At 71.6% G+C, this 13,759-nt stretch carries 11 protein-coding genes; 6 read left to right on the top strand and 5 right to left on the bottom strand.

Features of this window, described 5'->3' with window-relative positions; all coding sequences use genetic code 11:
- Window positions 1–139: 139 nt before the first annotated feature.
- Window positions 140–1,318 (bottom strand): glutathione-independent formaldehyde dehydrogenase, encoded by a 1,179-nt coding sequence (locus ACQPZK_RS09730; RefSeq protein WP_433537973.1) that lies wholly within the window; start codon window positions 1,316–1,318, stop codon window positions 140–142.
- A gap of 157 nt (window positions 1,319–1,475) precedes the next feature.
- On the opposite strand from ACQPZK_RS09730, the gene ACQPZK_RS09725 reads away from it, so the two are divergent.
- Together ACQPZK_RS09725 and ACQPZK_RS09720 are read left to right on the top strand one after the other, a co-directional pair.
- The gene (locus ACQPZK_RS09725; protein ID WP_433537972.1) at window positions 1,476–3,155 is read left to right on the top strand and encodes an ATP-binding cassette domain-containing protein; all 1,680 of its coding nucleotides are present in this window, start codon (window positions 1,476–1,478) and stop codon (window positions 3,153–3,155) included.
- Window positions 3,145–4,602 carry an aminotransferase class V-fold PLP-dependent enzyme gene (locus tag ACQPZK_RS09720; protein WP_433537971.1) on the top strand — a complete coding sequence of 486 codons (1,458 nt, stop codon included), beginning with the start codon at window positions 3,145–3,147 and terminating at the stop codon, window positions 4,600–4,602. The genes ACQPZK_RS09725 and ACQPZK_RS09720 overlap by 11 nt, the downstream gene beginning before the upstream one ends.
- On the opposite strand, the gene ACQPZK_RS09715 is transcribed toward ACQPZK_RS09720, so the two are convergent.
- A complete protein-coding gene (locus ACQPZK_RS09715; RefSeq protein ID WP_433537970.1) occupies window positions 4,591–5,013 on the bottom strand; it encodes a hypothetical protein in 423 nt (140 codons plus the stop codon). The genes ACQPZK_RS09720 and ACQPZK_RS09715 overlap by 12 nt on opposite strands.
- Window positions 5,014–5,315: 302 nt before the next feature.
- On the opposite strand from ACQPZK_RS09715, the gene ACQPZK_RS09710 reads away from it, so the two are divergent.
- The 4 genes from ACQPZK_RS09710 (at window position 5,316) to ACQPZK_RS09695 (ending at window position 9,399) form a co-directional block, all read left to right on the top strand.
- Entirely contained in the window at window positions 5,316–6,572 is a 1,257-nt protein-coding gene (locus ACQPZK_RS09710; RefSeq protein ID WP_433537969.1) for a family 16 glycosylhydrolase, read from the top strand.
- A 154-nt stretch (window positions 6,573–6,726) separates the two neighbouring features.
- Window positions 6,727–7,749 (top strand): DUF4331 family protein, encoded by a 1,023-nt coding sequence (locus ACQPZK_RS09705; protein WP_433537968.1) that lies wholly within the window; start codon window positions 6,727–6,729, stop codon window positions 7,747–7,749.
- A gap of 104 nt (window positions 7,750–7,853) precedes the next feature.
- A complete protein-coding gene (locus tag ACQPZK_RS09700; RefSeq protein WP_433537967.1) occupies window positions 7,854–8,399 on the top strand; it encodes a hypothetical protein in 546 nt (181 codons plus the stop codon).
- A gap of 40 nt (window positions 8,400–8,439) precedes the next feature.
- Window positions 8,440–9,399: a hypothetical protein gene (locus ACQPZK_RS09695; RefSeq protein ID WP_433537966.1), complete on the top strand. Its 960-nt coding sequence runs from the start codon at window positions 8,440–8,442 to the stop codon at window positions 9,397–9,399.
- A 67-nt stretch (window positions 9,400–9,466) separates the two neighbouring features.
- On the opposite strand, the gene ACQPZK_RS09690 is transcribed toward ACQPZK_RS09695, so the two are convergent.
- The 3 genes from ACQPZK_RS09690 to ACQPZK_RS09680 form a co-directional block, all read right to left on the bottom strand.
- Complete coding sequence (locus ACQPZK_RS09690) at window positions 9,467–9,919, bottom strand: pyridoxamine 5'-phosphate oxidase family protein (RefSeq protein WP_433537965.1); 453 nt, start codon at window positions 9,917–9,919, stop codon at window positions 9,467–9,469.
- A gap of 442 nt (window positions 9,920–10,361) precedes the next feature.
- Window positions 10,362–13,370, bottom strand: a complete 3,009-nt coding sequence (locus ACQPZK_RS09685; protein WP_433537964.1) for a fibronectin type III domain-containing protein — start codon at window positions 13,368–13,370, stop codon at window positions 10,362–10,364.
- Between the two features lie 150 nt (window positions 13,371–13,520).
- Complete coding sequence (locus ACQPZK_RS09680) at window positions 13,521–13,751, bottom strand: DUF2188 domain-containing protein (protein WP_421475515.1); 231 nt, start codon at window positions 13,749–13,751, stop codon at window positions 13,521–13,523.
- Between the last annotated feature and the right edge of the window lie 8 nt (window positions 13,752–13,759).

The following is a 13,759-nucleotide window of genomic DNA, read 5'->3' as shown; positions in this document are numbered from 1 at the left end:
CTTGCACTTACTGTCGCGGCATACCGGGCATTCCGCTCATATGGACAACAGAAAGTGCAAGATCGGCGGGGGCGGGGGCGGGGCGCGGCGGGGGTGGGCGGGTGGGGTGGGGTTCCGTCCGCGAAGAGAGCTGACGACGTCAGCTGGGGCGCAGCACCGCCTTGATCACCCCGTCCTCGCGGCGGTCGAAGCTGCGGTACAACTCCGGCGCGTCGTCGAGAACGCCGTGGTGGGTCACGATCACCCCGGGCCGGGCACGACCGGCGACGACCAGGTCCCTCAGCAGCACCGTGTAGCGACGGTCGTGCGTGCGCCCGAACCGCACGGCGACGCCCTTGGTGAACAGCGTCCCCCAGGGCGCGACGAGATCCTCGCGGGCGTTCGCGCCCGGCCGCGGGTGCAGGTCCTTCTCGGGATAGACGCCGGCCACGGCGATCGAGCCGGCGGGGTTGACCAGCCGGGCGGCGTCGGCGATCACCTGGTCCGGGCGCTCCCGGTCGGGATGCTCACGGTCGCGTGCCTGGAAACCGACCGCGTCGATGACCCGGTCGATCCCGCCCAACTTCTCCTCGCCCAGCGGCAGACCGGTCCGCGCGCGGTCGGCGCGGATCTGCTCCACCGGATCACCGAGGCGGAAGTCGACCGGAACCGCTCCGAGCTCACCGGCCTTGTCGAGCCGGGCGTCCACCCCATCGACGCAGTAGACGACCCGGGCGCCCCGCAGCAGCGCGGAGTACGCGCCGAGCAGGCCGATGGTGCCGGCGCCGAACACCGCCACGGTGTCGCCGGCCTGCACCTCGGCGAGGGTCGCCGCGGCGTGCCACCCGGTCACGAACGCGTCGGCGAGCAGGACGAAGTCGTCCTCGTACGCGTCGCCCGGCTCCCCCGGCAGGGGTACGCAGTTCGCGTCGGCCCACGGCACCCGCAGCAGGTCGGCCTGGGCGCCCGGGTACGGACCCATGCCGGCGTAGCCGTACGCGGCGCCCGGCCCCTCGGCCCGTGCTCGCAGGCAGGCCGCCGAGAGCCCGCGCGCGCACATCACGCAGGTGCCGCAGAACAGGTGCGTGGGGATCACCACGCGGGTGCCGGGGCGCACGGTCTGCACCGCCGAGCCGACCTCCTGCACCACGCCCAGTGGTTCGTGGCCGAACACCAACCCCGGTTCCGCGCCGGTGCGCCCGTCGTACATGTGCAGGTCGGTGCCGCACAGTGCGCTGGACGTGATCCGCACGAGCGCGTCCGTCGACGCCTCGATCCTCGCGTCGGGCACCTCCCGCACCGCGACGTCCCGGACGCCCTCGTAGACGACGGCTCTCATACCGGCTCCCTCTCAGGTGGTGGAGCGTCGGACTTCCCCCGGTCGGCCGATTCATGCCAGGGCGATCAACGGGCCGGGCTGTCCGCCGCGCGACGTAGCATCGGCGAAGCACGATGTCAGGCGCACCACCTCACCGACCGGATCGGGCACCTCCGACATGACGACCGAACAGCCCACGTCCCCACCGCGTACCGGCGTCGGCATCGTGGCCCGTGACCTGGGCGCGACCGTCCGAGGTGGACGGCGCGTCCTGGACGACATCTCCCTGACCGTCGCGCCGGGCGAGCTGGTCGCGATCATCGGGGTCAGCGGCGCGGGCAAGACCACCCTGCTGGAGACGCTGGCCGGGGTCCGCCGACCGGCGGTCGGCACCGTCACGTACGACGACGGCGCCGCCCCGGGCTCGGTCGGCTTCGTGCCGCAGGACGACATCATCCACCGCGAACTACCGCTGGCCCGCACCCTGCGGTACGCGGCCCAGCTGCGCCTGCCGTCGGGAACCGGCCCGGCCGAGGTGTCCCGCCGGGTGGCCGAGGTGCTCGCCGAGCTGCGGCTCACCGAGCGGGCCGACGTGCCGGTGGGTCGCCTCAGCGGCGGCGAGCGCAAGCGCGCCAGCATCGCCGTCGAGCTGTTGACCCGACCCGGCGTGTTCTTTCTCGACGAGCCCACCTCCGGGTTGGACCCGGCGGTCGCCGTGGACCTCCTGCGGGCGCTGCGGACCCTCGCCGACGCCGGCGCCTCGGTCGTGCTCACCACCCACCAGGTCACCGACGTGGACCGTTGCGACCGGGTGATCGTGCTGACCCGCGAGGGCCGGTTGGCGTACGCCGGGACCCCCGCCGCCGCCCGGGAGTTCTTCGGCCTGCGGTCCCTCGCGGAAGTCCACCTGCTGCTCGACGAGGAGTCCGACCAGGGTGTGTGGCCCGAGCGCTTCGCCGCGTCCCGCGCCGCTGAACCGACCGCCACCACGGGCGAGCCGGGCGGCCGGGGTCCGGGACGGCCGGTCGGCCGGCTGCGTCAGTGGTGGGTCCTCGCGGCGCGCAACGCGGAGATCGTCGCCCGTAACCGGCTGACGCTGGCGATCCTGCTCGGTTCACCGCTGATGGTGCTGGGGATGTTCGCGCTGCTGTTCCGCCCCGGCGCGTTCGACCCGGTGAGCCCCAGCCCGACCGTCACCGTGATGATCCTGTTCTGGATCGCGTTCGGCGGGTTCTTTTTCGGCCTGACCTACGGGCTGCTCCAGATCTGCACGGAGCTGCCGATCCTGCGCCGGGAGCGCCTGGCGCGTGTCCGACTACTGCCGTACCTGATGGCGAAGGTCGCGGTGCTGCTGCCGCTGCTCGCTCTGGTGGACCTGGCCCTGCTCGGGGTGCTGCGCGGTATGGACCGGCTGCCGCCGGTCGGCGGCGGTGACTTCGCGGCTCTGTACGCCACCCTGCTGCTCTCCTCGACGGCCGCGCTCACGCTCGGCCTGCTGTGCTCCGCGGCCGTGTCGGACGCGGCCCAGGCGACGCTCATGCTGCCGATGCTGTGCTTCCCGCAGGTGCTGTTCGTCGGGGCGATCCTGCCCGTGCCGGCCATGGCGGACGGCGGCCGGTGGCTCAGCTACGCGATGTCGAACCGGTGGGCGTTCGAGGGGTTGGGGCACACCGCCGGCGTGGAACGGCTGTGGCGCGACGGGGGCTCACCGCTCGGCCCGCCGCTGTTGCAGACGTACGGCGACAGCTTCTCCCGGCCGATCTGGATCGACTGGCTGGTGCTCGCCGGGTTCGTGCTGCTCGCGCTCGCGGCGACCTGGGCGGTGCTGGTACGGCGGGAGGCGCGCCGTGCGTCCTGAGCAGGCCGCACCCCGCACGCCGGCCTCACCCCGCACGCCGGCTGACCTGCCCGGGTACGCCGACACCGCGCGGATCGACGAGTTGCGCGCCACCGAGTACCAGCACCTCGACCGCGATGGCCAGGTCTACCTCGACTATGCCGGGGCCGGGGTGACCGCGCGCGCCCAGGTACGGGCGCACCACGACCGGCTGCTGGCGGGTCTGTACGGCAACCCGCACTCGGAGAGCCCCACCAGCGCGGCGGCCGGCTCGCTGGTGGAGTCGGCCCGGCAGGCGGTGCTCGACTTCTTCTCCGCCGACCCGGCCGAGTACGCGGTGATCTTCACCCCCAACGCCAGTGGCGCCTGCCGGCTGGTCGGCGAGGCGTACCCCTTCGGGCCGACCGCGCCCTTCGCGCTGACCTGGGACAACCACAACTCGGTCAACGGCATCCGCGAGTACGCCCGGGCGCGCGGCGCGGCGGTGCGGTACGTGCCGTTGAGCGGCCCGGAGTTGCGGGTCGCCGAGGCCGACCTGGTTGCGGTGCTCGACGCCGGCAGCGGGGATCGCCGAGGTCTGTTCGCGTACCCGGCGCAGAGCAACTTCTCCGGCGTGCAGCATCCCCTCCATTGGGTCGAGCTGGCCCACCGGCACGGCTACGACGTGCTGCTGGACGCCGCCGCGTTCGCCGCGACGAACCGGTTGGACCTGCGCGCCGTCCGACCCGACTTCGTCTGCCTGAGCTGGTACAAGCTGTTCGGCTATCCGACCGGCGTCGGTGCGCTGCTGGCCCGCCGTGACGCGTTGGCCCGGCTGCGCCGTCCGTGGTTCGCCGGCGGCACCATTCGCGCGGTCAGCGTGCAGGGTGACTGGCACCGCTCGATGGACGACGAGTCGGCGTTCGAGGACGGCACGCTCAACTTCCTGAGCATCCCGGACGTGGAGTTCGGGCTGCGGTGGCTGGACTCGATCGGCGTGGACCTCGTGCACACCCGGGTCGGCCTGCTCACCACGTGGTTGCTGGACCGGCTGACCGTGCTGCGGCACCGCACCGGCGAACCGCTGGTGCGGGTGTACGGGCCGGCCACGGGCGAGGGCCGGGGCGCGACCGTGACGTTCAACGTCCTGCGCCCGGACGGCGCGCCCGTCGACGAGCGGCTCGTCGCCCGGGAGGCCGCGGCGGCGGGCTTCTCCCTGCGGACCGGGTGCTTCTGCAATCCGGGCGCCGGCGAGGGCGCGTTCGGGATCACCCGGCAGACGCTGCGGCGACGTCTGCTCACTCAGATCGGCACGATCGACGAGTACCTCGACGCGCTGGCGCTGCCGACCGGCGGCGCGGTCCGGGTGTCGTTCGGGCTGGCGTCCACGGCGACGGACGCGGAACGCTTCGTCGCCTTCCTGGAGTCGTCCTACCTGGACCGGGACGGTGATGCCGGCGCGCCGCTGCCGCCCCGGCTACGCTGCTGACGTACCCGCGGGCTGACCGACCTGCGCCACCGGCGCCGGACGATGCTTGATCTCCTCCATGAACGCGAAGCGGGCGGTCAGCTCGGCGAGCGTCGTCCCCTCCCGCCAGGCCGAGGCGACCTGGGCGACCTGGACCAGGTCCATGCAGTCGCCGCGCGCCAGCACCTCACCCGCGGACCGGACGTCGATCATGAAGTAGCGGGCCTGCGAGCCCAGCCCGACGCAGACCACGCCCTGGTCGGAGTGCAGCTCGGCGCAGGTGAACCGGGCCCGCCCCTGCTCGGGAGCGGTCACCCGACCGATGTCGAGCCGCTGTTGGGCGGCGGTTTCGATGAGCGCGGGGGCCAGGCCACCCCGCTCGACCAGGTCCGGGTAGAGGCGCACACCCAGCGCCGTCGACGCGTCGCTCATGACTGACTCCCACTTCCTTGTGACAGAGACCAGCAGCACGCAGGTTACGGGGAGGTTTCCTGCGGACCTCGTCATCCTGTCCCCCGTGGACGCTCCACGGCAATAGGAAGTGTCGATTCGACCGCTGTCGAGGGAGTGCGATCGGGCGGTAACGGACCGTCGCGGTATTGGAAACACTCTTGACAGAAAGCCGACGATATCGACATGCTTCGCTAGGAGAGCGCTCTCCAAGCTTCTCCGAAGCGCTGTCTCCGCCGCGCCGTCTCCGACGCGCCCCCATCCACCTCGCTGAGGAGCCTCCCGTGTTCACAGCCCGCTCCACCTCCCGCAGCCGCCCCTTCGTCCTCGCGGCGGTCGCCCTCGTCACCACCCTCGCCTCACTCACCCTCCCGGGCCAGTCCGACCGCGCCGAGGCCGCCATCGGGCCGATCACCTGGCAGGACGAGTTCAACGCGCCGGCCGGCACGCCCGTCGACGCCAACAAATGGCGCTTCGACATCGGCGGCGGGGGGTGGGGCAACAACGAGCGGCAGTACTACACCAACAGCACCAGCAACGCCGTACACGACGGCCAGGGCAACCTCGTCATCACCGCCCGCCGGGAGAACCCCGCCAACTACCAGTGCCACTACGGCCGCTGCGAGTACACCTCCGCGCGGCTGCTGACCGCCGCGACCTTCACCCAGACGTACGGCCGCTTCGAGGCCCGCATCAAGATTCCACGCGGCCAGGGCATCTGGCCGGCGTTCTGGATGCTCGGCACCGGCGGCGGGTGGCCCGACGCCGGCGAGATCGACGTCATGGAGAACATCGGCCGGGAGCCCAACACCGTCTACGGCACCGTGCACGGCCCCGGCTACTCCGGCAGTGGCGGCATCACCGGCAGCCGCACGATCGGCGGTCCGCTCGCCGACGGCTTCCACGACTACCGGGTGGACTGGGAGCCGGGCGCGATCACCTGGTACCTGGACGGGGTGCAGTACCACCGCGTCGACCCGGCCCGCCTCGGCGGCAACCGGTGGGTGTTCGACCACCCGTTCTTCATGATCCTCAACGTGGCGGTCGGTGGAAACTGGCCGGGCTACCCGGACGGATCCACCCAGTTCCCGCAGCAGATGCTCGTCGACTACGTCCGGGTGTCGAGCTACACCTCCGACGGCGGCAACCCGCCGGCCGGCACCACGCGCCTCCGGGGAGCGCAGAGCGGGCGCTGCATCGACATCCCGAGCGCCAACCCCGTCGAGGGCGCCAAGCTGCAGATCTGGGACTGCAACACGACCGCGGCGCAGGCGTGGACCTTCGCCTCCGACGGAACCGTCCGGGCGATGGGCAAGTGCATGGACCCGGCCTGGGCCGGCACGGCCAACGGCACCGAGGTCAACCTGGTCAGCTGCAACGGCAACCCGGCCCAGCGCTTCACCCTCAACGGCGCGGGCGACCTGGTCAACCTCAGCGCCAACAAGTGCGTCGACGTACGGGAGGCCAACCCCAACAACGGCGGCAAGCTGCACCTCTGGGACTGCCTCGGCGCGTCCAACCAGAAGTGGTCCCGCTTCTGACGAGGCCGGCAGGAGCGAACGGGCCGTCCGAGCGCAGCCGCGGACGGCCCGTTCCCGTGCGGGGCAGTGCCCCGAAGCCGATTCGGTCGGGCGATCGCACCACGACCGCTATGTTCGGTTTGTTCCGAAATGTAGCTGTTACGGGAGTGAGCCCATGTCGCACCATCTCGACACCCCCCTCGCCGCCCAGGGAGGTCAGCTCTACATCGACGATCTGTACGTCTTCGACGGCGACCGCGCCACGGTGTTCGTCGTGGACGTCAACAGCTCGGTGACCAGAGCCGACATCAAGCGCGGCTTCCACGCCGAGGCCCGCTACGAGTTCAAGATTCACTTCAACGGGGCGGACACCGAGGAGTTGACCTACCGGTTCGCGTTCGGCGAGCCGGACGCGAACGCCACGCAGGCCCTCCAGCTGTACGAGCTCACCGGCGCCGACGCCCGCGACGACGCCGCCATGGGCACCCCCATCGCCGAGGGCAGAACCGGCGAGGTGACGACCGGGCAGCGCGTCCGGGTCTGGGCCGGCCGGATCACCGACCCGTTCTACATCGACCTCGGCGAACTCGCCACCATCAACGGAGCGGTCAAGAACGGCGCGAAGGTGGACCGCTCGGCGTGGCGGGCGGACCAGGCGAAGAACAGCTTCGCCGGCACCACCGTCGAGTCGATCGTCCTGGAGGTCTCCCACGACGAGCCGCTGCTGCGCGAGGGCACCGAGATCGGCGTCTGGTGTCGGACGCTGCTGGCCACCGACGCGGGCGGGTGGCGACAGATCAACCGTGCCGGCCACCCAATGATGTGGCCCGTGTTCTGGCCCCACGACACCGACTTCTCGGACCCGGCGAACTTCCGGCACCCCCGCCAGGACCTGCCCGAGGACGGGGAGGAGATCGCCAAGGCGGTCGCCGGGGTCGTCGCGGCGAACGGCACCGCGCCGGACCCGCAGGCGTACGGCTGGAGCGTGGCTCGGGCGCTCTATCCCGACGTGCTGTCGTACACGGTGGGCACGGCCGCGAACTACGGCTTCGCGGTGCGTAACGGCCGCACCATGGCCGACAACGCGCCCGAGGTGATGTTCTCGCTGGTTCTCAACACGGGCACGACGTCGGGCCTCACCGCCGACGTGACGAAGGCGGCTCGTGCCGACGCGTTCCCGTACGTGGTGCCGGCCTGACAGCACCTCACCCGGGTGACAACCATACCGTTTGACCGTTTCATGTGTTTTTGCGCAGTTAGCCTCTGACTCGCATCCGTTGGGCGACTCAGATAGGAGACTTGATGCGCAGGAAGCTTCTCGCGGGCGTGGCCGGCATCGCCGCCACCCTCGCTCTCGCGGGACCGGCCGCCGCCGACACCACCGGCGACACCATCGTGACCCTCACCGTCGACGCCGCCGGTGGTCTCTCGATCACGGTGCCGGCGACGGCGAACATCGGACACGGCGTGGAGGGTTCGACAGTCACCGGCCAACTCGGCCCGGTAACCGTGCTGGACCAGCGCGGATCGCTCACCCCCAACTGGAACGCCACCGTCATCTCCACCGACTTCACCACCGGTGGCGGCACCTCGGGTGAGACCATCCCCAACATCAACGTCCTGTACTGGTCCGGTCCCGCCACGGCGACCGCCGGTGGCGGCACCTTCACGCCCGGACAGCTGACCGCGGCCCAGCAGGTGATCATCAACGTCCCGCGGACGGCGATGAGCCACACCGGCGGAACGGGCAACAACTTCGCCACCTGGAACCCCACGCTGTCGGTGAACATCCCGGTCGGCACCGTCCAGGGTGTCTACACGGGGACGGTGACACATTCGGTGTTCTGAGCCGCTCGGCCGGCTGGCGCTGCTGGCCTCCGTCGCCCTCGTGGCGCTCGGGGTCTCCGCGGCGCCAGCCGTCGCCGTGCGGGAGCAGCGACAGGATCCCGCCGACGACGCCGCGATCAGCATCCGCATGCTGGACATCCCGGCGAGCCGGGTGCAGGACCCGCGTGCCCAGGTCTACATCGTGGACCACCTGAATCCGGGCACGACGATCCACCGCCGGGTCGAGGTGCAGAACACCTCGGACGAGACCCAGAAGATCGACTTCTACTCCGGGGCGGCCTCGGTGGAGAACAACGCCTTCGCCGTGCCCGAAGGGCGTACGGGCAACGAACTCAGCGGATGGATCCGGCTGAAGACCGCCACGCTGGAACTGGACCCGGGCGAGCGCCGGCCGGTCGAGGTCGAGATCGCCGTCCCGAGGAAGGCGTCCAAGGGCGAGCGGTACGCCGCGATCTGGGCACAGGTCACCAGCTCGAAGGAGCGCACCGGCAACGTCACCCAGATCCACCGGGTGGGCATCCGGGTCTACCTCGACGTCGGCCCGGGCGGTGAGCCACCGACGGACTTCCGCATCGACGGGCTGGCCGCCGAGCCCGGAACCGGCGAGTTTCCCGTGGTGACCGCCAGGATCACGAACACCGGCCAGCGCGCCCTCGACATGACCGGCACCCTGTCGCTGCGCAAGGCGGCGGTGCAGGCCGGCCCGTTCAAGGTGACGAACGGCGTGACGATCCTGCCCGGCCAGAGCGGCCAGGTCCGCGTCGAGGTCAACCAGTCCCTGCCCGCCGGCACCTGGGAGGTGCACGCGAAGCTCGCCAGCGGCACCGTCGAGCGCACCGCGACCGGCACGATCGTCCTGCCCGTCGCCGCGCCGATGGCGGTCACGACGACCGCCGGGCCGAGTTGGCTGGTCTACGCGGTCGGCGGGCTCGCCGTGCTGGTTCTGGTGATCCTGGGCGGCTGGTACCTCGTCCGCCGGCAACGGACCCGACTGGCCTGACCGCCGACGGTCGAGACCGCCCGGTCGTTCCCTCGCGGGAACGGCCGGGCGACGCCCCTCTCGGCCTTCAACCCAGCCACCGGCCGGCCCGCATCAGGTCACGGTCGGCGATCTCGTTCTCCTCCCGCCACGCCTGTATCCGGCGAGGCGTCACCCGCAGGTACGCGTAGCGGGTCGCGCCGACCCGCGCGTCCCAGAGCTTCGCGGCGAACGCGTCGGCGAGGTCGTCCGGCACGGTCTCGCGCGCGAAGGTCTCGACGGTGCCCTCGACGATGACCACGTCACGGGTCGTGCCGAGCGACATGCGCACGCGTCCGGAGAGACGCAGATTGCGCGCGGTCGGGCTGGACTCGGCGGTGGCCAGGGTGAGCGCCGCGCCGTCCCAGAGAAACGACAGGGGTACCAGGTGGACGTTGCCCTCCCGGTCCGCCGACGCGACCCAGGCATCCAGGTCGTGGTCGAGCCGGGTCAACGTGTCCTGCTTGCGTTGCGTCAGACTGCGCGGTGGTTCGGGCTGCACGTCTGCATCACCCTTCCTGCGGCCGTGAGGGCGCGACCATCGCGCCCCGGGCAGTCTCGCTGTTGAAGCCCGCTTCACCGCAAGAGCCCGCCAGATCGCCGGTGTCGCGGCGTCGCCGCCTGCGGACACCGCCAGATCCCCGATCCGCAGTCGACCTCCCGCCGCGACGGCGGCCCAGGACCCGCGTCCCGGCTGCCCGTCGGTAGGGCGAATGCCCGGCGGCAGCGCCGCATCCCGCCGCCTCCGGTAGGGGCGAGGACTCACCTGAGCGTGATGCCGGTGAGTCATCAAGATGACTCACCGGCATCACGCTCGCCACACCAGGACCCGGGACGCCGCCGCCGGCAGCAGCACCAGGAATGACAGAGGCCGGCTCAGCAAGCACCGGCAATCCGGCGGCGGGGACCCGCCGATCAGACGAGGCGCCGTGATCCCCGCCGCGCTAGATGACGGAGTGCGTCACGACCGCCTGGTAGTCGCCGACCACCAGCCCGTTCGGAAGCCGCACCACGAGCGTCGGGTTCCAGGTGGCGGAGTTCGCGCCGCCGGTCTGGCCGGACCAGCCGGCGGCCGTACGTGGCGTGTCCAGCACGGCGCCGGGCTGCGGGAGGAACGTGCCGTCACCGGTGGTGGCGAGAGCAGCCCCCGAGGCGTACGTGATGTTGCTGTTCGGAATGGTCTCGCCCGACGTGCCGGAACCGGTGGTGAAGTTCGTCGTCGAGACGACGCTGACCCACCGTCCGGAGAAGGGACCGCGATCGTCGGTCACGGTCACCGGGCCGAGTTGGCCGGACACGCCGGTAGCGGCCGAGGTGACGGTGCCGAGTGAGGAGATCGTCGGGACACTGATGGAGAGACCACCGAGCGGGCTGATGACCAGTTGGACGCCCCGGGTGTCGGACTGGTCGAACGAGTCGGTGACCCGGACGGTGAACGGGAACGTCCCGGACGCCGTCGGTGTGCCGGCGAGCAGGCCGGTGACGGGGTCGAGGCTCAGGCCGGGGGGCAGGGATCCCGAGCTGACCGACCAGACGAAGGGGCTGGTGCCGCCGGCCACCGTGAGCTGGTACTGGTACTCGACGTACGCCTTGCCCGGCGGCGGAGGCGCGAAGGTCAGGGTCGGCGGCGGGTTGACCGTCACCGGCGCGGAGGGGGCCGACTGGGGGCCGGTACCGGCCGCGTTGATCGCGGCCACCCGGAAGGTGTAGGTGGCGCCGCCGGTCAGCCCGGTGACGACCTGGGTCGTGGCGGTCCCGCTGAAGGTCTGCGGGGTCTGCGCCACCCCGTTCAGGTAGGGCGTCACCGTGTAGCCGGTGATCGGCGAACTCCCGTTGGCCGGGGTCGTCCAGCTCAGCCTGGCGGCGGTCGTCCCTGGAGTGACCGAGGTGATCGTCGGAGCGCCCGGCAGGGTGTACGGGACCACCGTCGCCGAGGCGGGGCTGGCCGCGCCGGTGCCGAACGCGTTCACCGCCGCCACCCGGAAGGCGTACGACGATCCGGCGGTGAGTCCGGTGAGGGTACGGGTGGTGGTGGAGGCGTCGAACGTGAGCGTCGGTTGGGTGACGCCGTCCCGGATCGGCGTGACGAGGTAGCTGGTGATGGGGCTGCCGTTGCTCGCCGGCGCGGTCCAGCTCACGGTGGCGCTGGTGACGCCGGCGACGGCGGTGGGCGCGGCCGGCGTACCCGGGGTGGACGCGTAGGTGTAGCTCGCCGAGCCCGCCGATCCTCGGGTGACCACGGTGACCGTGACCGCCGCCGAGCTGGACCGGGCGGGCATCGAGGAGATGGCGAGGGTGCCGTTGGGGTTAACGGTGAAGCAGCCGGCCGCCGGGCCAGAGGCGCAGGGCAGCAGTACCACCGACGTGCCGGCCTGCTGTTCGGCGGCCGTACCGATGGTGATGGCGGTGGCGCCGGTGAGGTTGCTGCCGCCGACGGTGACCGCGCCGCCCCCGGAGATCGAGCCGGACGCGGGAGTGGCCGTGATCCCGCTGGGTGCGCTCGCCGGTGCCACCGGTGTGGTGGAGGTGGACAGGCCCGGGTTCGCGTCGATCGACGACGAGGTCGCCACCGTCGCGGTCTGGATCAGCGCGGGTGTCACGCCGGTGCCGGTGACGGTCGCGACGACCGTGATCGGTGGCAGCGAGGTGCCCCCGGCGAACGGGCCGTTGCTGTTGGTACAGGTGATGGTCTGGCCCGATGGAGCGCCGCAGACCCAACCGGTGCCGAACGCGCCGCGTGGCGTGACACCGGCGGGGACGGTCTGGGTGACCGAGATCGGAGCTGTCTCCGCGGTCCCGGCATCGACCCCCGCGATGACCGAGTAGGTGACCGGGTCGCCGGGCTGCGGGGAGGCGCCGACCGAGCTGGTCTGCGACACGTTCAGGTCCGGCACCTGGTTGAAGGTCACCGCCCGGGCCTCGTCGACCTCGTGGAAGTCGGTGACCGAACCGGTCGAGCCGACCCAGCCGAAGGCGAGTTGCCGGGGGTAGCCGTTGGCGTTCAGCCAGGTCGGCGACGGGTACAGGCTCGGCGACACGACCGGGAGCGTGCCCTCCAGGGTCCGCGCGGATCCGCCGACCGGGGTGAACCGGACCCGGTACTGGCCGGCCGGCACGGTGATCCCGGTGTCGGTGGTGTACGGCGAGCCGGTGGTGTTGATGACGACCTCGACCGGCACCACGGACGCGGCGCGGGTGCTGGCCCGTAACGCCACTGCAGGCGCCGAGGTGCTGCCGGCGGTGCTGTTGATCGCGCAGTAGCCGACGCTGTTGCGGCCGGGCCCACGGATCACGACCTGGCCCGGCACCCGCCCTCCGGTGGTGGAGATGTACGGCGGATTGGTACAGCCGGTGCCCTGGTAGGTGCTGCTGCTGAAGTTGCCGAAGACGTCCAGCCCGATGCCCAGGTAGCCGTTGGACAGACCGGCCGACACGCCGTTGAACGCCGCGGAGTAGCCAAGCGAGCCGCCGGACTGGCCGAGTGTCGCCGGGGATCGCGGGTTGGCGGGGTCGACGGCGGCCAGCGCGAAGGCGAGGCCGTCCGCGCCCGGGGTGGAGCCACCGTACTGGTAGGTGTTGAACATGAGGTGCAGGCCCTGCGAGGTGGGGACGCTGACCGCGCCGAACACCCCGCCCTGCCGGTTGATGGTGGCGGGGGTGAGGCGCAGCTTGCCGGCGCCCTGCGGGTCGGTGGAGGTGGTGCAGCTCAGCAGTGGGCCGGTGGTGGAGTTGCCGGCCGCGCTCAGGCACGCGGCGTTGGTGGCGAGGACGCCGGGCACGGCGGGCACGGCCACCGCGCCGATGCCGTTCGCGGTGTTGTTGTGGAACGGCTGGTCGAACAGGACGGTTCCGGCCGCGAACGCCGGTAGCGCCGTGAGCGTCAGGGCTCCCGCGATGACGGCGGCCACGAGAGCCACGCTGCTCGTCGGTCGACGCCGCGCCCCAAACGCCATGCCCACTCCCAGCTGTCACTACAGTCCCGAAACGGACTATATCCCCCCAAAGTTCCTCGACAGCCGGGTCCGCGAAAGCCGACGACGTCCACCCGAAAGCGGACCGACCCCTCGGCCACGCCGAGGGGTCGGTCCGCAGGTAAGGCGCGGTCAGCCCGCGATGTCGCGAGGGTCGCGACTGCGCGGGTAGGTGTTCTTCTCGCCGATCGTGCCGTCCTGCTTCTTGATCACGTGCTCGACGCCCCGGTCGGCCGCCATCTCGCGGCCCTGCGCCTGCGCGTCGGCCTTGGTGTCATGCGTGCTGCTGGCCCGGTCGTTGCCCTCCGGACGGTTCTTCCACTGCCCGTTCTCCTGGTAGGTGTCGACATCGCCCTTGGTCATCGCCAGCT

The sequence above is a fragment of the Micromonospora sp. CA-249363 genome (assembly GCF_050950185.1).
Lineage (GTDB): Bacteria > Actinomycetota > Actinomycetes > Mycobacteriales > Micromonosporaceae > Micromonospora.
Note: the sequence above shows the minus strand (reverse complement) of the source record. Positions and strands in the feature narration are given on the sequence as shown.

Excerpts from the sequence above, each read along its gene's own strand:
- ACQPZK_RS09730 (WP_433537973.1), bottom strand. The coding sequence starts at position 1,318 with ATGAGAGCCGTCGTCTACGAGGGCGTCCGGGACGTCGCGGTGCGGGAG.
- ACQPZK_RS09725 (WP_433537972.1), top strand. The coding sequence starts at position 1,476 with ATGACGACCGAACAGCCCACGTCCCCACCGCGTACCGGCGTCGGCATC.
- ACQPZK_RS09715 (WP_433537970.1), bottom strand. The coding sequence starts at position 5,013 with ATGAGCGACGCGTCGACGGCGCTGGGTGTGCGCCTCTACCCGGACCTG.
- ACQPZK_RS09705 (WP_433537968.1), top strand. The coding sequence starts at position 6,727 with ATGTCGCACCATCTCGACACCCCCCTCGCCGCCCAGGGAGGTCAGCTC.
- ACQPZK_RS09700 (WP_433537967.1), top strand. The coding sequence starts at position 7,854 with ATGCGCAGGAAGCTTCTCGCGGGCGTGGCCGGCATCGCCGCCACCCTC.
- ACQPZK_RS09685 (WP_433537964.1), bottom strand. The coding sequence starts at position 13,370 with ATGGCGTTTGGGGCGCGGCGTCGACCGACGAGCAGCGTGGCTCTCGTG.
- ACQPZK_RS09680 (WP_421475515.1), bottom strand. The coding sequence starts at position 13,751 with ATGACCAAGGGCGATGTCGACACCTACCAGGAGAACGGGCAGTGGAAG.